The sequence below is a fragment of the Seongchinamella unica genome, assembly GCF_004354085.1.
GTDB lineage: Bacteria > Pseudomonadota > Gammaproteobacteria > Pseudomonadales > Halieaceae > Halioglobus > Halioglobus unicus.
In genome coordinates this window covers 315,947-335,198 of record NZ_SMSE01000004.1, presented here as the reverse complement: position 1 = coordinate 335,198, position 19,252 = coordinate 315,947, and the positions used below count along the sequence as shown (strand labels likewise).

General features: G+C 59.7%; 14 protein-coding genes. 5 read left to right on the top strand and 9 right to left on the bottom strand.

Going from position 1 to position 19,252, the window contains the following annotated elements; genetic code table 11:
• Positions 1-34: 34 nt before the first annotated feature.
• Positions 35-703, top strand: coding sequence for a hypothetical protein (locus E2F43_RS17150; protein ID WP_238946995.1), 669 nt, complete (start codon positions 35-37; stop codon positions 701-703).
• Between the two features lie 24 nt (positions 704-727).
• Here the strand turns inward: E2F43_RS17150 and rapA are convergent, their stop codons facing one another.
• From rapA to E2F43_RS17130, 4 genes are all read right to left on the bottom strand, one after another.
• Positions 728-3,490, bottom strand: coding sequence for an RNA polymerase-associated protein RapA (gene rapA / locus E2F43_RS17145; RefSeq protein WP_133214953.1), 2,763 nt, complete (start codon positions 3,488-3,490; stop codon positions 728-730).
• Complete coding sequence (locus tag E2F43_RS17140; protein WP_133214951.1) at positions 3,490-4,305, bottom strand: TatD family hydrolase; 816 nt, start codon at positions 4,303-4,305, stop codon at positions 3,490-3,492. The genes rapA and E2F43_RS17140 overlap by 1 nt, the downstream gene beginning before the upstream one ends.
• 21 nt (positions 4,306-4,326) lie before the next feature.
• A complete protein-coding gene (locus tag E2F43_RS17135) occupies positions 4,327-5,310 on the bottom strand; it encodes a LysR family transcriptional regulator (protein ID WP_133214949.1) in 984 nt (327 codons plus the stop codon).
• Positions 5,311-5,679: 369 nt separating this feature from the next.
• Positions 5,680-7,404, bottom strand: coding sequence for a WS/DGAT/MGAT family O-acyltransferase (locus E2F43_RS17130; protein WP_133214947.1), 1,725 nt, complete (start codon positions 7,402-7,404; stop codon positions 5,680-5,682).
• 110 nt (positions 7,405-7,514) lie between these two features.
• On the opposite strand from E2F43_RS17130, the gene E2F43_RS17125 reads away from it, so the two are divergent.
• Positions 7,515-8,795: a tetratricopeptide repeat protein gene (locus E2F43_RS17125; protein WP_133214945.1), complete on the top strand. Its 1,281-nt coding sequence runs from the start codon at positions 7,515-7,517 to the stop codon at positions 8,793-8,795.
• Between the two features lie 2 nt (positions 8,796-8,797).
• On the opposite strand, the gene E2F43_RS17120 is transcribed toward E2F43_RS17125, so the two are convergent.
• Both E2F43_RS17120 and E2F43_RS17115 read right to left on the bottom strand, forming a co-directional pair.
• A complete protein-coding gene (locus E2F43_RS17120) occupies positions 8,798-9,418 on the bottom strand; it encodes a class I SAM-dependent methyltransferase (protein ID WP_238946994.1) in 621 nt (206 codons plus the stop codon).
• Between the two features lie 2 nt (positions 9,419-9,420).
• Entirely contained in the window at positions 9,421-11,442 is a 2,022-nt protein-coding gene (locus tag E2F43_RS17115) for a DUF3604 domain-containing protein (protein ID WP_238946993.1), read from the bottom strand.
• Positions 11,443-11,741: 299 nt separating this feature from the next.
• On the opposite strand from E2F43_RS17115, the gene E2F43_RS17110 reads away from it, so the two are divergent.
• The 3 genes from E2F43_RS17110 (at position 11,742) to E2F43_RS17100 (ending at position 15,576) form a co-directional block, all read left to right on the top strand.
• A complete protein-coding gene (locus E2F43_RS17110) occupies positions 11,742-13,379 on the top strand; it encodes a DUF1302 domain-containing protein (RefSeq protein ID WP_133214943.1) in 1,638 nt (545 codons plus the stop codon).
• 29 nt (positions 13,380-13,408) lie between these two features.
• Positions 13,409-14,788, top strand: a complete 1,380-nt coding sequence (locus tag E2F43_RS17105) for a DUF1329 domain-containing protein (RefSeq protein WP_165954373.1) — start codon at positions 13,409-13,411, stop codon at positions 14,786-14,788.
• Positions 14,789-14,913: 125 nt separating this feature from the next.
• Positions 14,914-15,576 carry a TetR/AcrR family transcriptional regulator gene (locus E2F43_RS17100; RefSeq protein ID WP_133214939.1) on the top strand — a complete coding sequence of 221 codons (663 nt, stop codon included), beginning with the start codon at positions 14,914-14,916 and terminating at the stop codon, positions 15,574-15,576.
• Here E2F43_RS17100 and E2F43_RS19620 read toward each other — a convergent pair.
• From E2F43_RS19620 to E2F43_RS17085, 3 genes are all read right to left on the bottom strand, one after another.
• Positions 15,573-15,989, bottom strand: a complete 417-nt coding sequence (locus E2F43_RS19620) for a cold-shock protein (RefSeq protein ID WP_133214937.1) — start codon at positions 15,987-15,989, stop codon at positions 15,573-15,575. The two genes, E2F43_RS17100 and E2F43_RS19620, sit on opposite strands and share 4 nt — an antisense overlap.
• A 161-nt stretch (positions 15,990-16,150) precedes the next feature.
• The gene (locus tag E2F43_RS17090) at positions 16,151-16,363 is read right to left on the bottom strand and encodes a cold-shock protein (protein ID WP_133214935.1); all 213 of its coding nucleotides are present in this window, start codon (positions 16,361-16,363) and stop codon (positions 16,151-16,153) included.
• Between the two features lie 114 nt (positions 16,364-16,477).
• Positions 16,478-19,246: a valine--tRNA ligase gene (locus tag E2F43_RS17085; protein ID WP_133214933.1), complete on the bottom strand. Its 2,769-nt coding sequence runs from the start codon at positions 19,244-19,246 to the stop codon at positions 16,478-16,480.
• Positions 19,247-19,252: the final 6 nt, after the last annotated feature.

The window sequence follows — 19,252 nt, the reverse complement described above, 5'->3', positions numbered from 1 at the left end:
GCGACCATCTCGGTTAATTGGTTAGACTGTTGCCATGCGTTACCTTTGTTGTCTTCTGCTGTGTTCGTTGCTCGCTGGCTGTGGCGGTTATGAGCTGAAGAATCTGGCCAAGTCCGATGTGGATCTGGTCACCGACGAGTTTATCGATGAAACCCGGCGGCTGGTGCGGGAACTCACCGTGAAGTTGTACCGACGCAACCCTGCGGAGTTGTCCAAGATCCCCGGCATGACAATTGAGGGGCGGCTGGCTCAGTTGCGGGCTGCCAGCGGACAGCTGGATTTTGTCGAGCTGGCCGGCAGGCAGGAAACCGATGCCCTGGAACTTGTCTTCAACCCGCACTTCGACGGCGACCGGGTATTCGCCCTGGTGGTGGGCCTGGGGGGAATGCTGCGTCACGCCTATGGTTACAACGAGGAGTCTTTCCTGTTCGACTCGCTGCGGCCAGAGCCGCTGTGGGCCAGCGCCCACAATGTGGAAGTGCTGGCCTGGAAATTGCGCAATAACCGCAGGGTCAACGGCGATCCTTGGCTGGTCACCAGCGAATATCGCGGAGTGACCGACAACCTCAGCTTCGAGCGTTTGTTTGGCAAACTCATCGTGTTGCAGGAAATGATGGCGCGAATTGCCGGTGATGCTGATGACCGCCGGCTGACCAAGGCGGTCCACACCGCCGGCTCGGTCTTTATTCCCCTGCCGATCTGACCCGCTGCCCCGATTGCGCCTCGCTCAGGTGGTGATGATCAAGCGCAGGGCCTGTAACTGCAGATTGGCGTGCTGGATATGGATCGCGCATTCCTCGATGCGGTAGCGCAGGTGTTCCAGTTCTTCCTCGCGGATCGCAGGGTTGAGTTCCCGCAATGCCTCCAGACGGCTGAGCTCCGCGCCCAGGTCATTGCGCATGTCCTGTTCAGCCGCAGTCAGGATTTCTTCCAGCCTGGCCTCGGCCTGCTGGTTGGCGATGGCCATCTTGGCATCAACCTCCTGGTGCACCTGTTTGATGATCGCCAGCGCGGTCGGTTTTTTAACCCGTTCCACCAGGCTGTTGAGGCGGGCGTGGGGAACCAGGTCTGCCAGTTGCTTACCGCGCGCATCCACCAGCAGGCGGATGGGTGACAGCGGCAGGAAGCGTTCGACCTGAAGCGCCCGCGGAGCCACGCAGTTGACCGTATACAGGGCTTCGAGCAGCATGGTGCCAGGAGGTACACCCTTGAGCTTGAGGGTTCCCAGGGCTGCATTGCCGAGCTCCGTTGAGAGCACCATGTCCATGGCCTCCTGGATCATGGGGTGCTCCCAGGTGATGAATTCCATGTCTTCGCGGCTGAGGCCTTTTTCCCGCTCAAAGGTCACGGTCGTGCCTTCTTCCGAAACTCCGGGGAAGTGCCCGGTCAGCATATGTTCCGAAGGCCTGAGGATCAGCGTGTGCTCGGAATGAAATTCCTGGTCCACGCCGAAAGCGTCACACAGGGCCTCGAGATAGTGCTCCAGAGTTTCGCCGGACTCCAGCGAACGGATTTCCTCTACCAGTTTATCGGCGACTTCCCGCTTGCAGGAGTTGCGTTCCAGCAGCCGATCCCGGCCCTCGCGCAGCTCGTCACGGGTACGCAGGGTGAATTCGGCAGAATCGGTCAGCAGGGTTTCGAATTGTTCGGTCCGCTGTTCCAGCTCCGGCAGCAGGCGCTCGCGAAAGTTCTGGAAAATCATGTAGCCCGCCGAGCAGGAGTCGCGGAACAGGTCCAGGCCCCGGTCGTACCAGTCCAGCAGTGTCTCCTGGGCGCTGTCCTCCAGGTAGGGCACGTGGATTTCCACATCCTGCTGTTGGCCGATACGGTCCAGGCGGCCTATGCGCTGTTCCAGCAGGTCCGGGTTGAGGGGCAGGTCGAACAGGATCAGGTGATGGGCAAACTGGAAGTTGCGGCCCTCGCTGCCGATTTCCGAGCACACCAGGGTCTGGGCGCCGCCGGTCTCGTCCGCGAAGTAGGCAGCGGCCCGATCCCGCTCGATGATGGACAAACCCTCATAGAAAGCTGCGGATCGTATTCCCGCGCGCATGTGCAGATGGTGTTCCAGGGCGACAGCGGTAGCGGCGTGGGCGCAGATGACCAGCACCTTGGCGGGGCGCAGGGTTTTCAGGGTTCGCTCCAGCCATTCCACCCGGGGGTCGAAATCGAGCCAGCTGTCATCCACGTAGGGCAGTTCCGGATGCAGGCGCTCTGCCAGATCCACCTGGGCCAGGGCGTAGGGTTCGGGCTGGGGCAGGGGGTAGCGATGCAGGATGCGCTGCGGAAATCCGGCTACCGCGTCCCGGGTGTTGCGAAACAACACACGGCCTGTCCCGTGGCGGTCCAGCAACTGCTCAATCAGTTCCTCCGGCGGGTCGTTGGGGTCCAGGTCGGCGGGTAGTTCGGCGGGAATCTTGCCCCGTTCCAGGCTGTCAGCCATGGCACTGAGGGCCCGGTATTGCTGTTCTTCCGCCTTGAAGGTTGCCAGGTCGTGGAAACGTGACGGATCCAGCAACCTGAGCCGGGCAAAGTGGCTGGCCTGGCCGATTTGTTCCGGGGTGGCGGTGAGCAGCAGCAGACCCGCGCTGCAGGCGGACAGGGACTCAACAAAACGGTAATCCTCACCCACTGCATCCTCCGACCAGTGCAGGTGGTGTGCTTCGTCGATCACCACCAGGTCCCAGCCTGCAGCCAGTGCCAGCTGTTGCAGCTCCTGGCGCCCCTCGAACAGTTCCCGACTGCAGAGCACCAGCTGTTCCGCCTCAAAGGGGTTGCCATCTGGCATCTCTGCCAGCCGGTCGGCGTCGAACAGGGAAAAGTGCAGGTTGAAGCGACGCAGCATCTCCACCAGCCACTGGTGCAGCAGGCTGGGCGGTACCAGTATCAGGACACGACTGGCCCGGCCGGTGAGCAACTGCTGATGGATGATCATGCCCGCTTCAATGGTCTTGCCGAGGCCGACCTCGTCCGCCAGCAACACCCGGGGCGCAAAGCGTTGCCCGACTTCATTGGCGATGTAGAGCTGGTGGTGCAACAGGCTGGTGCGCGAGCCCATCAGGCCGCGAGCAGGGCTGCCCTGCAGGCGACTGGCGTGTTCCAGGGTGGCCACCCGTAGGGCAAAATCCTCGTTTTTGTCAAAGTGGCCGTTGAGCAGACGCTGCTGGGGTGTGGTCAGCTGGACAAAGGCATCCAGTTCCAGTTCGGATACTGTGACTGAAGCCTCGTGGTGGTCGGTACCGGTATACATCAGCAGGCCATGGTGTTCCTCGATGTCGGTGACCAGCAGTTCGACACCGTCCACCGTGCTGATATGGTCGCCAATCTTGAACCTGAGGCGGGTGAGGGGCGCACTATCGATTGCGTAGGTGCGCTCTTCGCCGACGGCGGGAAAACTGAGGGTGATGCGACGGGGTTCGATTTCCACCACCACCCCCAGTCCTAACTGCGCATCAGCGTGACTCACCCAGCGCTGGCCAACGAGGTATTCCATCAAGCGTCCCTGAAAAATAAAGCCTGGCTATTACGGTAGACCTGTCGCAACAGTTCTTCCACCTCCAGCTGCATGGTTGCGGCGACCTGCTCGGCAATAAACGGCAGATAGTAGGAAGCATTGGGTCGGCCGCGGTAGGGCACCGGCGTCAGGTAGGGCGCGTCGGTTTCAAGCAGGGTCTGGGTGAGCGGTGTCGTGGCGATCACCTCACGCACGTTGTCCGCCCGGTTAAAGGTGGCGATTCCGTTAAAGCCCAGCATAAAACCTTCGCTCAGGCAGTATTGGGCCAGGGCCATGCCCGAGGTAAAACTGTGGATGACGCCTCCGCGGGGTAGTTTGCCGCTGAAATTGGCGAGTATCGCCCGGGTATCGTCGTCAGCCTCACGGGTGTGGATGACGACCGGCAGCTGCAGGTCCACGGCAATCTGCAGTTGCTGCTCGAAAACCCGTCGCTGGGTCCCGCGGTCGGCGTGGTCGTAAAAGTAGTCGAGGCCGATTTCACCCACCGCCAGCAATCGCGGATCTTCCTCAAGGGATTGACGGATCCTGGCGTCAACGTCATCGCTGTAGGATGCCGCCTCGTGGGGATGAACGCCCTGGGTGCCCCAGATGTCATCACCTTGGTTGGCGAGCGCCCTGACGGTGTCCAGGTTGCCGGGTGAGACCGCGATGGTAATGATTTTCTCTATCCCGACCTCCCGGGATTTGGCCAGCACGGTTTCCAGTTCGTCGCCCTGTAAATAGTCCAGGTGACAGTGCGTCTCGATAATGGGGGTTTGAAAGCGGGGGATTTCCCGCCGTTTTTTCTTGCTCATGGATCGCCTGTTTGGCCTCTGTTACCTGTGCTCTGCGGCCCCCGCCGCAACACGCTGGCGCAGCTTGCGGGGCTGGGTCGGGCGCAGCTCGCGGATAGTACAGGTGATCTGCTCCCATAGCCAGTTGTGCAGCGGAGAGTTTTCGGTCCGTTGGTGTGCTACCAGCACATAATCCGCGCTCATGTCGGCGCTGCCTGGCACCGTCCGTGCGGTAATGCCCTGGCTGATGCTCTCGTTCTGTAACAGGAACGCAGGACCCGGCATGATGTAATCACTGCTGCGCAGGACTTCCATGGCGGTCATCAGGTGGGAGATTTCCAGGGAACCGCGGGCGCCGCCGCCCAGGTATTCGAACAGGTCCTCGCCGGTTTGCGCGTCCAGCTGTTCCCGGTCCGAGACATAAAGCCGGATTACCGGATACTCGGCCAACGCGGCGATCGAGATATCCCTCCCGCTCAGGGGATGGTCCTCGCGCAATAGCAGGACGGGCGGGCTGCCGCCCAGGTCAGCGATACGAAACTCCGGCCCATAGTGTTGCTGGCGAAAGTGAATGGCGAAATCCAGGTTGCCCAGGGCCAGTTGCTCGCGCTGGTTCTCGACCCGGGTAACCACCCGCAAGTGAAGCCTGGGTGCCTGGGCCTGCAGCCGTGGCACCAGTGTGGGCAGGAGTGCGACGCCAATGTATTCCGACAGCGCCAGGGTAACTTCGGTTTCGACCTCCGCCGGGTCAAAGGCCTGTCGGCTGACCAGCTGGCTGATGCCGGAGAGGATCTCGGCCAGTGGCCCGGCCAGTTCGAGGGCCCTCGGGGTGGGCTGCATGCCGTGGCTGGAGCGGGTAAAAAGCTGGTCGTCGAACACGGACCGCAGTCTTGAAAGGGTTTTGGACATGGCCGGCTGGGTGATGAACAGGCGTTCAGCGGCCCGCGAGACATTTCGCTCCTCAAGCAATACTTGCAATGAAATCAACAAGTTGAGATCGATTTTGGCGAGATCTTTGGTGTCCATAGGTCTGATATGAATCTAATTTATGAAGATCATAATAATAATACATTGGAAACATATCAAAGTGATGCCTACGATTGATCCAACTCGATATATGAGCCCCGATGCCGGGGTTGGCGCGCCGTCTCCGCGGTGACGTCGATGGCATTCCATCCAGGTCCAACGCAGAGTTATTTTCAAACCCACCGCCATGGTGGGTTTTTTTATGGTCGTCCGTTATGGTCGCTCGCGACGTGGCGATTGGCGTGGCGGCGTCAGCGGCCAGGCGGTGATCGCCTGGCTATGATCCTGAGGTGCCGGTCCGGTGGTAGAGCGACTGCCAGGCGGCTATTGTCATCGCTTGCAGGCTCAGGAGGCTTAACCCAAACGGGATTACGCTTGCAGTTTGGGTTTCACCTTGGGCCGTGCTTTGGTCGCGGCCTTGCGCTTTGCGGGCGCTTTCTTTTTGGCCGGCGCTTTCTTTTTCGCGGCCGCTGCCTTTTCCTTCGCGACTGCTTTTTTCTTTGCCGGGGACTTGGCTTTGGCCTTCGCTTTGGTGCCCGCGGCCGGTTTGGCTTTCGCGCCTGTCCTTTTTTTCGCGGCTTTGGTGCCGCCTGCTGCCTTGGGCGAAGGGCTCACTACCCGTTTGCGACGTGACGCATCAACCTGGGCTTTGGGATTCTTGCTGCCGGGCCTGGATTTGTAGGCGGCAGCATAAAGCTCTTCGTAGGCTTCCAGCAGGCAGGTGTGATAGAACTCCGGGTCGGGCATGATGTTACGGTCGGCCAGGACCGACAGGGTGATCTTGCCTGCGTAGCTGAACACGGCGTGGAATAACCCCACACCCGGGGTCAATACGCCAAGCCCATAGTAGTCCACCATCCTGGCGCCGGCACAGTAAAGATCGAAATCAGGGCCCTGTACGTTGGTGACTACCGTGGAGATGTTCACCGGCAGGTAGGAGGAGATATGATTTCGGGACCAGATCCCGGCCACGGTCTTGACCACGAACGGCGAGAAGGCGCCGGCAATTTTCAGCGAGTCGACCAGCGGGCTCTTTTCGCCCGCCACCTTGGCATCTGCCGTGGATTGGGCAATGGCCTGCAGGCGTTCCAGCGGGTCTTCGATGTCCGTGTGCAGTGAGGCGAATATCGAACCGACCTGGTTGTTGTCTTCAGTCACTTCCCGGCGGGTGCGCATGTTCAGCGGTATGCCCGCAGCCAGAGACCCCTCCTCGGGGGCTTCCCCCTTGTCGAGCAGGTAACGGCGCAATGCTCCCCCGACAACGGCCAGGGCCACGTCATTAATGGAAACGTCTGCGGCGTTCTTGATGTCCTTGAACCCGTCCAGCGGAAACTCGGCAGCGTCGAATACGCGGTGAGGGCCCACCGATTGGTTGAGGATGGTTTTGGGCGCGGAAATGTCCGGCGCCGGAATTTCATCGCGAATCGTATCCAGCGCATACCGCCCCAGTTGCAGGGTGTTTTTCACCGTCCCGCGAATGAGGCTGACGCTGTTCTTGACGCCATTGACGGAGGCTTTGGAGAGCAGTTCGGCCATGCTTGGTTCGACATCCACCAGGCGGGGTTCCTCGGCATCTTCGTCGACCGCGGGCGGGTCGGGCACCAGGTCGTGGATCAGTGCCATGAACGAGGAGCCACCGGCACCATCCACCAGGGCATGGTGCATTTTGGTGTATATGGCGAAACAGCCCTTGGGTAGTCCGGGTATATTGTCCAGCCCCTCGATAATATAGGCCTCCCACAGCGGCCTGGACATATCCAGCGGGCGCGCGTGCAAGCGCGCTATCTGGATGCACAACTGGCGCCAGTCACCGGGTTCCGGCAGGGCGATATGGCGCAGGTGAAATTCCACGTCGAAGTTGGCATCCTTGACCCAGTAGGGCCGGTCCAGGCCGCCGGGAACCTCAACCAGCCGGGTGCGGAACAACGGCTGTTTGGACAGCCGTCGCTCGAAACCGGAGATAACATCTTTGAAGCGCACAAAGCCCCCTGGGGCGGTCGAGGGGTCATAGATACCCAGACCACCCACGTGCTGGGGCGTGTTGGTTTGCTCGAGATTGATAAAAGCAGCGTCTAGAATGCCTAACTGTTTCATAATGTTTCCGGGCCCCTTCGGAGCCAGTCAGCTAACGTCGAAATTGTGGCGCCGTTATATCATTGTTGCCCCACAGGTACCAGAAAGGTGATCAAAGATTGTGCAGTAAATTGAATAGTTGGTCTGTGGCTCTCTTCCGGGGGCTGGTGCTGGCGTTACCCGGCCTGGCATTGCAGGCAGCACCGGCGCCCTACGGCGAGGACTTCGTCCGGACTGGCGCCCAGTGGGACGAGGGTGGCCTGGCCTGGCTTGAGCTGTCTGCCAAAACCACTGAACCGCAAGATGTGGAGCCGTTTGTCCGTCAGGTGGAATCCCTGGAGCAGGCAGGTGGACCCTATGCCGATGGCCTCGCAGAACCACTGGCCTCCCTGGGACGCCACTATCGGCAGTCGGGAGATTACCAGCAGGCGGTGTCTCTCTACCGACGCGCCATGCATGTGGTGAGAATCAATGATGGGCTTGGCAGCGCGCGGCAAATTCCCCTGCTGCGCGAACTGCTGTTGTCCTACCGGCAAGCGGGCGACCTGGAGGCACTGGATGAGCGCTACGATTATTACTTCCACCTGTTCGGTAATGGCCGTCCCCCGTTCACTCCGGCGCGGCTGCGGGCAGCCCGGGAGTACATGCGCTGGCAACGGGAGGCGGTGCGCCTGAACCAGGGCGCGAGCGAAAAGCGACTGCTGGAATTGATTGAGCTGAACGAGGACATCTTGCAGGCCATACAGTTACAGGCCGACGTTCCCTACCATTGGCGCCGGGATTTCAGTTATAGCCAGATGCTCAATCACTACCTGCTCCTGCAGCGGTTAGAGCCGACCGTTTCCGAGAGACAGTTGCTTACCTCCAGAGAGTACATGGGGAGCCTGCAGGCTGTGCAGAGTCTGGAGGATCAGAAGCTGGACTTGCGCTTGCGCTCCGCGCCGGCCCGGATAGCCGGGATGCTCGAGGAACTGGCTGTAGCCGCGGCAATTCAGGGTCCGGTTGAGGAAGCGGCTGTTCAGCTCAGTTTGGCGGACTGGTCCTTCTGGACTGGCAATAAGCGGCAGGCAGAAATCGCCTACAGGCAGGTGGTGGAGATACTGAACGGCGCGGGCGAAGATGCACTGCTGCAGCAGTGGCTGGGCGAGCCGGTGGAATTGCCCGACAACGGCGTATTCTGGCAGGCGGAAACCGCCCCCGATGTTGCCACTGTTACCGTGGAGGCACGCTACGATGTATCTGCCCTGGGCAGGGTGAGTGAATTACAGACCCGTATCCCCGACGGAACCGACGATCGCAGCCTGTACCGATTCCGGCGCAAGCTGTTATCAACGCTGTTCAGGCCACGCTGGGTGACGGGTGAGCCGGAAGCCGTCGCCAGTATCGCCCGGCATTATAGAATCCTGGACTGAACTCAGGCGTTTTCCAGCACCATGATTGCGCCCGAAGCCTTGATCGGGCTGCGAGTGCTCCACTCGACCACCTCGGCGCAATGTTTGTCGGCGCAGCGCTCGGCAATTTCAAAGAAGGGTGAGCGCTCGGGATCCGCAATCAGTATCTGTTTAACACCGGCTTTGACCGCCCGGTTCACCATGTTGGTGACGGGCTTGACCAATTCATCCCAGAAGCAGATATCGGCTGCAATCAGCATGTCGTATTGCGACAGTTGCCTGGTCGTGAGCTTTTCAAAGCGCGAGACCAGCGGCTCGGTCTGTACGCCGTTGAGCTCTGCGGTTGCCTGCAGATAGGGAAACACGTCCGGATCGGCGTCCATCGAGGTGACCCGGGAGTTGAAGGTCCGGGCGCACCAGATTCCCGAGACCCCCCAACCGCAACCTACATCGAGTACGCGCTGGCAGTGCTCCGGTGGATTTTTCTGCAGGTAATCGATCAGCAGACAGCTGGATTTCCACAACTTGTTGCCGTGGATAGAGGGCTCAGCGCCCTGCCGTTTGACTTTGCGAATGGCGGGGTGAGATCCGGTGGGCATGATCACGCCGCGGAAACGACGTTCGGTGCGCGGTTTGCTGGCCAAGTTTACTCCTTGTGGGCATTGATCCAGATGGGCGATGTCCACGCCCGTTCCTGAATAGTGGGTGCATAGAACGGCTCCTGTGCCGGGTCCAGGCAGCATCGGCCGAATACATCGCCGATGGCCCCGTCCTGCTGTAATTTGGCCGTTTGCTGGGCGGCCTGTTCGCTGCAGTTGTGTGCAAATGGATTCACCCCGGCAGCCTGACACTGCCGGGTACTCCAGCGGCAGGAGGGGTTCTCCAGCACTCTGGCATAGTAAAATGCCGGCTCGTCGCTATTGTACTGTGGATCATGCCATACGGTGCAGAGGTTTTTGTGTCCGCTACCGGTTGGCGCGCAGGTTTCAGGGTCGACACCGGCATTGTTATCCGCGTTGCCGGCCACATCGTAGACAGTCTCGTGGGTCCTGCCATCGGCGTCCAGCCAGCCCTTGATGATTTGTACCCGCTGCAGGTCAAGGCCTGGATGCCGGGAGGTGCCCGGATCCTTGGCGGCACTGACCAGGAAGGCGGGTGAGTTCTCCGTGGCCGCCAGTTCGCCGCCCATCGGAACGCCACTGGCATAGGCTTTCTCCACCATTTCCGGGTCGGAGCAGAGGTCATCCGGCAAGTCTTTGCCGGCAAAGAAGCGCACCACGGGACGGGTTCCGCTGGTGGCGTAGGCTTCCCGTCGGCGCATGCCATCGAAAATGGCGTCGCGCGAATTTTCCTCGGCCCAGACCACTGCCAGGCCGCCAGGATTATCGAAGAAATGATCCTGAACGTTGCGGTAGCCGGCATCCCGCTGACCGAGGTGGCCGGTGTAGTTGTATTCCTCGGCGCCGCCCGGGGAGGCGCTGTGGGTGTCGGTGCTGCCGATAAAGCCCATTTTAAACGGGTTGATGCCCGAGCGTTGCTCCAGCGCCAGTCCATCCTTCAGCACGTTGCGCACCATATTTCGGCGGCCATATTCCGCCAGCGGCACCGGCTTCGCTTCCTCGATTTGCACCTCGCCGTGTAACGTGCCCAGCATGGCGAGGTTGTCGGCAACCACCTGTTCGAAATCACACAGCTCGTCCTCAGTATCCAGGCCGCGACCCGCCAGGCGATCGAAGCGGCACTCGCTGGCCGCCTTGTGCTGGACCAGTTCCACCAGCGGTTCGAATTCCAGCCGGTCCCGGACTTCCCGGTCATTGGCCGGGTCTGGGAACATCAGCCCCCGGCTGAGGTTGGAGTTATGCGGGATTGACAGGGCATCGCAGTCATTGTCCGCATCGAGACATTGCGCGCGCAGCAGGCGCCACAGTTCCGGTACGTTTCGCGAGCCCGTGTCATAGGTGGAGATGGCCGTGTCGGTGACCTGATCGTTGCGGAATATGACGTTGCGATGAAGGTTCGCGTGGTTGGGGGCGTCGGTATACTCGTAGCCGATAAAGGTCGTGAAGCGGCACTCTTCGCTTCGATCATAATGCGCTTCAGCGGCCTCCTGGATGTCTTGCCAGGCCTGACGGTGAGCGGCGTCACAATCGCCCAGTCTGCAGACCAAAGACTCCGACTTCTGGTTTTCGTCGCCGGTCACACCAATGGTGACCCAGTAGTTCGCCGCCAGCAGGCGGCCGTAGAACCAGTCGCTGCGGCCCATCACACAGGCGGGAAACCAGTACGCCAGCGTCGACGAATCCCCGGTGCAAAGCCTGATCGGGCCAAGAAACTCGGCGTGGTCGGTAACCGCGGTAAAGTCCAGCGGCCGTGAAATCCGGGCGCGCAAGGTTTGCTCACCATCGGCATCCGGCAGGATGATTGGCTCCCCTTTGGCGAAACGATAGGCGTCGGCCGGTTCGTTGCGCTGGTTGGAAACGTGGCTATCGAAGGAGTAGCTGGAATGGACGTGCAAATCGCCGAACATGGGCCTTCGTGTGGGGGTGAAATCCTCGCAGGGCTCACGGGCCTCGGTACGTTCAAAGCTGTCTGCCCTGCCGGGAAACAGGGAAATGCAGGCGGCGAGCGCAATCAGGGCTGCTGTCAGGGCCGGCTTACAGGTAGTCATAGCGTCTGCTCAAACACGAAAATGCGAGGCCAGCATATTAACCTACAGGTCTGGGCCCGTGTTGCCGGGAAACACTTTGCAGCGGCGCGGTATATGAAGTTGATCTCGGTCAAGGTCAGGGAGGGGGGGCAGTGCGCTATAGTGGGCGACACGCCTCAGACGAAAGCGTTTGACAGGATAGTTTTCGCAGCGCGGCCGGTGGCGACGGCCTCGTGCTCGAGCGCTGGTGGACGCTGCCTGTCGGCATCGAGTGGCGCTGTAAACATAAAAGCCCCATGACCTGATCAAAGGTATACGGTATGACGGTCAGACAAAAAACTGCAATGCTGTCGCGCGGTACTGCCGCCGCACTGCTGCTGGGTGCGCTTGTACCTCCCAGTCATGCCCTCCAGTATCAGTGGGACGAGTGGTTGCTCAACATAGACACCACCCTGGGCGCCGGCTGGCAGTGGCGAACCGAGTCGCGTAACGTGGATATCGCCTTCGATGAAGGTGCACTGAATTTTAATGACGGTAACAGCAATTTCGATCCGGGCCTGGTGTCCAACAATCTGAAGTTGATTCTCGAAGTCGGCGGTGAATACCGGGACTTTTCCTTCTTCGTACGCGCTGATGCCTTATACGACTGGGTTTATACCGAGAACAGCACCGATCTCAGCGACCGCGCCTATCCCAGCTATAACAACGGGGTACCCGCAGGCGGCACCCTGTTTCCGGGTGAACTGCCCCGGGACACAATCGCGCAGCATGGTCGCCGAACCCGGCTGCTGGACGCGTTCATAACCTACAATTTCAGTCTGTGGGAGCAGACCGGGGCGTTGCGCTTTGGCAAGCAGGTCATCAGTTGGGGGGAATCGACCTTCTACCCCGGCATCAACGCCCTGCAGAACCCGATAGATGCAGTCACTGCGCTGGCGCCGGGTACTGAAACGCGTGAAATTTTCCTGCCAACCTCGGCCGTAGACCTGAAGTGGGATTTCAGCCCCAGCTTCAGCGGCGAAGTGTATTACAAGACCGACTGGCAGCGATCAACCCTGCCGGGTGTTGGCAGTTTCCTCAGCACCAGCGACACCACCGGCCCCGGGGCTGAACGAGTGTTACTCGGACCGCTGGGCGCGGCACCGGTGATCGCCCGGGATACCCCTGATGATAGTGGTCAGTGGGGTGCTGCGCTGCGGTATCTGACGGATGCTGGCAGTAACCTGGAAATTTACTACGCCAATGCCCATCACAATATTCCCGGCGCCGAAATTGTCATCAACCTGGCTGACCCGCAGCAATCCTATACCCGGGAAGTGTACGCCGGGGATATCCCGCTGTGGGGAGCCAGCTTTTCAACCCTGCTGGGCGAGGCCCAGGTCTACATGGATGGCGTTTATTCGGACGACATGCCCTTTGTCGATGTCACGTCTGAATTCAACGATGATGGCAATTTCGAGCGCAGCAAAATGATCCGTGGTCATTACTGGCAGATTGCCGGCGGGTTCACTGATATTTATACGGCGTTTCCCTGGTTGTCCGAACAGATCACGGTGCTGGGTGAGGTTCTTTTTCAGGGCAGTAATCTCGGTGAGAGTGAAATCCTTCGTCCGCCACTGGGCATTACGCCGCCTCCAGAGCGCAACCTGACGGTGACGGATTCGGCCTGGGGTTACCAGTTTCGTGTACAGCTTAAGTATTACTCCGTGCTCCAGGGCATGGACGTTACCGTGCCCATTACTTTCAAGCATGACGTGGACGGCTACGGCAATGCCAACGGTCTCAACAATGGCCTGGTGGAAGATTTGAAAACGGCCTCTATCGGATTTGATGCCTTCTACCTGACTAATTGGCAGTTCAGTGGGAAGTACGCCTGGTACTGGGACGGCGAGGATCCTGCGGATCGTACCCTGGACGACCGTGACAACCTGTCACTCAGCATAAAATATGTGTTTTAACCAAGAGGTGTAAGCCAATGTGCAGGCGTATGACTCCGTTGAAGGCGGGCCTTCTGTCTATTCTGCTGGCCGTTTCAGTGTCGCAGGCCAAGGTGCCCGAGGAAGAGGCCGCGCGGCTTGAGGGTGGCGACCTGAATCCCTTCGGCGGTGAGGTCGCCGGTAATGCCGATGGTTCAATACCTCCCTGGGAGCCCAAGTGGACCAGCGTGCCGCGGGGGCTGGAGTACGCCGGCCCTGGTGCTCCCCGTCCCAACCCCTATGCGAACGAAAAGCCTCTGCTGGTCATAACCGCTGACAATTATCCCGCGCACCTGGAAAACCTGTCGGAGGGTCAGGTCGCCCTGTTTGAACGTTATCCTGAATTTGAGATCCAGGTTTTCCCCACCCATCGAGATTTCGGGTACCAGGAGCGCATGGCGAAGAAAGCGGCCTGGAACGCACGTCATACCGAGCTGACCGAGGACGGGGAGGGGCTGGTGAATTACAATGGCGGCATTGCCTTCCCGATTCCGCGGAACGATCGGGAAGTGTTATGGAATATGCGCACCTCCGGCTGTACCAATACGCTGCAGGTCTCCTACGATGGATATGGCGTCTTCGCCAACGGGGAACGGGCGCACGATGCCATTAGATTTACCCAGTCGGCGCCCTACAACAATCCCGCCGACCCGGACACCGGGGTGACTGAGGCCGAACGCGGCAGCTACGCTGTCTGGACCGTATCCGAGCGGCTTGCACCGCCGCGGACCAAGGGCCAGATTACCGTTGTCACCGACCCTCTGGACTTCAAGAAAGACAAGCGCAATGCCTGGCAGTACGACCCGGGCACCCGGCGTGTTCGCAAGGCGCCGGCGATCGGCTATGACAATCCGGATGGCCCCGGCGGGATGCAGACTATCGATGACCACAAGGGGTTCAACGGTGCGTTCGATCGCTTTACCTATACTCTGCTGGGTCGCAAGGAAATCTACGTTCCCTTTCACAATTTCAAGTTCAATGACTCCAGGACAGGGGACCTCGACGACCGGCTGACGGTAAACTTCCTCAATCCGGATTACGTGCGTTTCGAAAAGCGCCGGGTCTGGGTGGTGGAGGCGGACCTTGCCCCGGGCAAGCGTCACGCCTACAAAAAGCGTCGCTGGTATATTGAGGAAGACAGCTGGAACCCGGTGATCTCGGAAAACTTCGATAGCAGGGGTAACCTGTGGCGCGTTGGCTTCTTCCTTTCAGACTACGAATATCAGATCAGCTGCTACCAGAAGCATACGCAGGTATTCATGGACCTGCCCTCCGGCGGTTACGTCAGCAACTTCATCACCATTGATCGCCAGGAAGCGGTTCATAACCTGCCATATCTCGACAAGGATTACTTCACGCCCGCCAACCTGAGGAAGCTCGCCAAGCGTTAGCGTTTTTCCGGCTCCGGCGGGCCCTGCCTGCAACCCTCGCCGCGGTGGTTAAAAGATATCAGCTGGGATAGGATTGCGGTAAAGAACTGTGGACCAAGACAGGCGCACAGCAGGTAGGGGACTCAATGACTGTATCGAGAAGGCAGGTAGAACTGCTGGAAAAAAATCGTCCACGTCAGGAGCGGGCGAAGCGCACCTATGAGGCGATCCTGGCCGCAGCCGCCGAATTACTGGTTGAGGTGGGCGTCGAGCGTATCTCAACCAATCTGATAGCGGAGCGCGCCGGCATCACCGTGCCGGCGCTGTACCGCTACTTCCCCAATAAGTACGCGGTAATCAATGCCCTGGGCGCAGGTCTGATGGACCGCCAGAACGAGATTTTCCGGGAATGGGTTGAGACCTACTACAGCGCCAGCCAGCCAGAGCGGCTGCTCTCACATATCTATGAAGTCCTGCGCAAGACCTATGATGTGACCCTGGAGCAGACCGGGGGGCTGGAGATATCCCAGGCCTTGCGAGCCGTCGGTCCGCTACAGGAACTGCGGTTGGACTCGCACCGACTGCTGGCGGATGAACTGGCCATATATCTGGCGGAATTACAGCAGCAGGAGACCAGTGCGGAAACCCTGATGCAGGCCCGGTTGACGGTAGATCTCGGCTACAGTCTGGTTGAAATGGCGCTGGAAGACCCGACGCTGACGCCTGATCTGGTACTGCGCCAGGGGGCCGATATGTTGGCCGCTGCCTGGCAGAATACCATTCCGGGCTCGGCAGTAGATACGCCCTAGAGTGGCTCGACGTCCTCGGCCTGGGGGCCTTTTTCTGTCTGCGCTTCCACAAAACTGACCCGCTGGCCATCGCGCAGGCCGCGGCGACCGTCTCCGCGAATCGAGCGGAAGTGAACGAAGATCTCCTCGCCATCGTCTTTGGTGATAAAACCAAAGCCTTTGGACACGTTGAACCATTTGACCTCACCTTCTTCCCGCGGTCCGCTGACATCGGCCGTGGAGGTGGTTTTCTGGCGGGGTGCCTGTCGCTCCGTGCTGGCGACGGGAGCAGTGGAAATGGATGATAGTAAGGCCGTGGCCAGGGTGGCAATCAGTATGCCCACTGGGGTGGGAATAGCGGGGACGAAGTGAAGCAGTGCCCAGGCTGCCCCGGCAACCAGCAGGGCGATGACGATTTTTCCAACAAGATTCATGAATACCTCTTTTAGCAGTGCCCGCTCGCGGCGGGGATTCTATCACCGAATGTAACGGCTGGATAAAAATACTGAAAACAGCAGCACCGGAGCGTGTCGTGCGCCCCTGCTGTTGTGTTTGTTAAAGGAGTCGTTACCGGGGCTGGTCGACCGGTGCCAGACTACAGTTTGTGGACGTCTTCCGCTTGCAGCCCCTTGGGACCTTCCACCAGGTTGAACTCCACCTGCTGCCCTTCGTTCAGGGTGCGATAGCCGTCGCCCTGGATGGAGCGGAAGTGTACGAAGACGTCAGCGTCCCCTTCTTCCCGGGTGATGAAGCCAAATCCCTTGGCGTTATTGAACCACTTTACCGTGCCGCTTACACGATCACTCATACCACTTTCCTCGGTTTTAGCGTATTGCTTTTATTATGCTGCGCCTCTCGCGGGAGAGGCCCAGACTTGAAACCGTTGTTACTGTTGGCGTTGCCGCTGGCCCCGCCAGGGTGGTTACATTTGCCGGATACGCCGTTCCTGCTCCTGTAACTGTTGCAGGGCCTGTTCCTGGGCCTGCATTTTCTCCCGTTCTTTTTCTACGACTGCCGCGGGAGCCTTGTCGACAAAGGCGCTGTTACTCAGCTTGCCCTGCACGCGCTTTAATTCTTGTTCCAGCCTGTCCACCTCTTTGGCAAGGCGGGCCAGCTCAGCATCCTTGTCGATCAGTCCGGCCATGGGCACAAGGATTTCGAGCTCTCCAACCAGTGCCGTCGCGGCAACGGGAGCTTCATCCGTAGCGGCCAGCCAGGTCACCTCTTTGAGCCGGGCGAGCTTTTTCAGGAACGGCGCGTTTTCTGTCAGTCGCCGCTGATCCTCGTCACTGCCGTTCTTCATCAGCACCGTGAGCTCTTTACCCGGGGGAATATTCATCTCCCCGCGAATATTGCGAATGCCCACGATGACACCCTTGAGCCATTCTATATCTGCGTTTGCAGCGCTGTCCATAGCGCCGGGATCGGCCACAGGATAGGGTTGGAGCATAATCGTCTCACCTGACTTGCCCGCCAGCGGGGCGACCGTCTGCCAGATTTCCTCGGTGATGAAGGGCATCATTGGATGTAGCAGTCGCAACCATGTCTCCAGCACCCGGATCAGGGTGCGGCGTGTGCCGCGCTTGGCCTCAGGACTGGCATTCTCGTCCCACAGTACCGGTTTGGACAGTTCCAGGTACCAGTCGCAGTATTCGTTCCAGATGAATTCGTACAGGGCCTGTGACGCAAGGTCGAAGCGGTAACTGGCAAAAGCCCTGGCGACGTCGGCCTCGGTTTCCTGCAGTTTGCTGACAATCCAGCGGTCGGCCAGGCTGCGTTCAATGGGGAGGCTTTCATCCTGGCCACAATCCTCGCCCTCGCAGTTCATCATCACGTAGCGAGCGGCGTTCCAGATCTTGTTGCAGAAATTCCTGTAACCCTCGATGCGGCCGATGTCGAATTTTACATCCCGCCCGGTGGAAGCCAGCGAAAAGTAGGTGAAGCGGAGGGCGTCGGTACCGTAAGGTGCGATACCGTCGGGAAACTGCTTGCGCGTCGTTTTCTCGATCTTGGCGGCGAGTTGGGGCTGCATCATACCCGCGGTGCGCTTTTGCACCAGCTCTTCCAGTTCGATGCCATCGATCAGGTCTATGGGATCCAGCACATTGCCTTTGGATTTAGACATTTTCTGTCCTTCCGCGTCGCGCACCAGGCCATGAACGTAGACCGTGTGGAAGGGAACTTCCTTGCGAAAGTGCAGGGTCATCATGATCATCCGGGCGACCCAGAAGAAAATGATGTCGAACCCTGTGACCAGCACAGAACTCGGATGGAATATCTTCAGTTCCTCGGTTTCTTCCGGCCAGCCCAGGGTGGAAAAGGTCCACAGGGCGGAGGAGAACCAGGTGTCCAGGACGTCCTCGTCACGGTGCAGGCTCATTTCGTCGGCCAGGTGGTTCTCGGCCCGGACCGATTCTTCCGATTCGCCCACGTAGACATTGCCCTTGTCGTCATACCAGGCGGGGATGCGGTGCCCCCACCAGAGCTGGCGACTGATGCACCAGTCCTGAATGTCGCGCATCCAGGCAAAATAGGTGTTTTCCCACTGCTTGGGCACGAATGTTATATCGCCGTTCTCGACGGCTGCGATGGCGGGCTTGGCGAGCTCCCGGGCATCCACGTACCACTGGTCGGTCAGGTAAGGCTCGATAACAATCCCGGAGCGATCACCGCGGGGCACCTTGAGGGTGTGGTCTTCGATCTTCTCCAGCAGTCCGAGGGCGTCCAGGTCGGCGACGATTTTCCTGCGTGCCTCGAAACGATCCATTCCCAGGTAGGCCTCGGGCGCTTCGCCACCGATGGCTGCGTCATCGTCGAGAATGTTGATCATCGGCAGCCCGTGACGCTTGCCCATCTCGTAGTCGTTGAAGTCGTGTGCCGGGGTGATTTTCACGCACCCGGTACCGAACTCGCGATCCACATAATCGTCGGCGATGACCGGGATCTCCCTGCCGGTCAGCGGCAGCTCCACCATGCGCCCGATCAGGTGGGCGTATCGCTCATCCTCCGGATGCACCGCCACGGCGGCGTCGCCAAGCATGGTCTCCGGTCGCGTGGTGGCCACGGTAAGGTGACCCTCACCGCCGGCCAGCGGGTAGTTGAAGTGCCACAGGTGGCCCTGCTCCTCTTCCGAAATCACTTCCAGATCTGAGATTGCGGTGTGCAGGACCGGGTCCCAGTTCACCAGCCGCTTGCCGCGGTAGATCAGTCCCTCCCGATACAGCCGGATGAACACTTCCTGTACCGCATTGGACAGACCTTCGTCCATGGTAAAACGTTCACGCGACCAGTCCAGGGATGAACCCAACCGGCGCAGCTGTCGGGTGATGGTGCCTCCAGACTGCTCCTTCCACTCCCAGACTTTCTCGACGAATTTCTCCCGGCCAAGTTCGTGGCGGCTGATGCCTTGCGCCTCCAGCTGGCGTTCCACCACCATCTGGGTGGCGATTCCGGCGTGGTCCGTGCCCACTTGCCAGAGGGTGTTGTAGCCGGCCATACGGTGATAGCGTATGAGGGCGTCCATTATCGCTTCCTGAAAGCCGTGGCCCATGTGCAGGCTGCCGGTGACATTGGGCGGCGGGATCATGATGCTGTAGGCTTTCTCGCCGCCCTGGGGAGCGAAATAACCCCTGGCCTCCCACTCGTCGTACCAGCGGGTTTCGATCTCGGCGGGTTGGAACGTCTTTTCCATCAGTTG

Excerpts from the sequence above, each read along its gene's own strand:
- E2F43_RS17150 (WP_238946995.1), top strand. The coding sequence starts at position 35 with ATGCGTTACCTTTGTTGTCTTCTGCTGTGTTCGTTGCTCGCTGGCTGT.
- rapA (WP_133214953.1), bottom strand. The coding sequence starts at position 3,490 with ATGGAATACCTCGTTGGCCAGCGCTGGGTGAGTCACGCTGATGCGCAG.
- E2F43_RS17140 (WP_133214951.1), bottom strand. The coding sequence starts at position 4,305 with ATGAGCAAGAAAAAACGGCGGGAAATCCCCCGCTTTCAAACCCCCATT.
- E2F43_RS17135 (WP_133214949.1), bottom strand. The coding sequence starts at position 5,310 with ATGGACACCAAAGATCTCGCCAAAATCGATCTCAACTTGTTGATTTCA.
- E2F43_RS17130 (WP_133214947.1), bottom strand. The coding sequence starts at position 7,404 with ATGAAACAGTTAGGCATTCTAGACGCTGCTTTTATCAATCTCGAGCAA.
- E2F43_RS17115 (WP_238946993.1), bottom strand. The coding sequence starts at position 11,442 with ATGACTACCTGTAAGCCGGCCCTGACAGCAGCCCTGATTGCGCTCGCC.
- E2F43_RS17110 (WP_133214943.1), top strand. The coding sequence starts at position 11,742 with ATGACGGTCAGACAAAAAACTGCAATGCTGTCGCGCGGTACTGCCGCC.
- E2F43_RS17105 (WP_165954373.1), top strand. The coding sequence starts at position 13,409 with ATGACTCCGTTGAAGGCGGGCCTTCTGTCTATTCTGCTGGCCGTTTCA.
- E2F43_RS17100 (WP_133214939.1), top strand. The coding sequence starts at position 14,914 with ATGACTGTATCGAGAAGGCAGGTAGAACTGCTGGAAAAAAATCGTCCA.
- E2F43_RS19620 (WP_133214937.1), bottom strand. The coding sequence starts at position 15,989 with ATGAATCTTGTTGGAAAAATCGTCATCGCCCTGCTGGTTGCCGGGGCA.
- E2F43_RS17090 (WP_133214935.1), bottom strand. The coding sequence starts at position 16,363 with ATGAGTGATCGTGTAAGCGGCACGGTAAAGTGGTTCAATAACGCCAAG.
- E2F43_RS17085 (WP_133214933.1), bottom strand. The coding sequence starts at position 19,246 with ATGGAAAAGACGTTCCAACCCGCCGAGATCGAAACCCGCTGGTACGAC.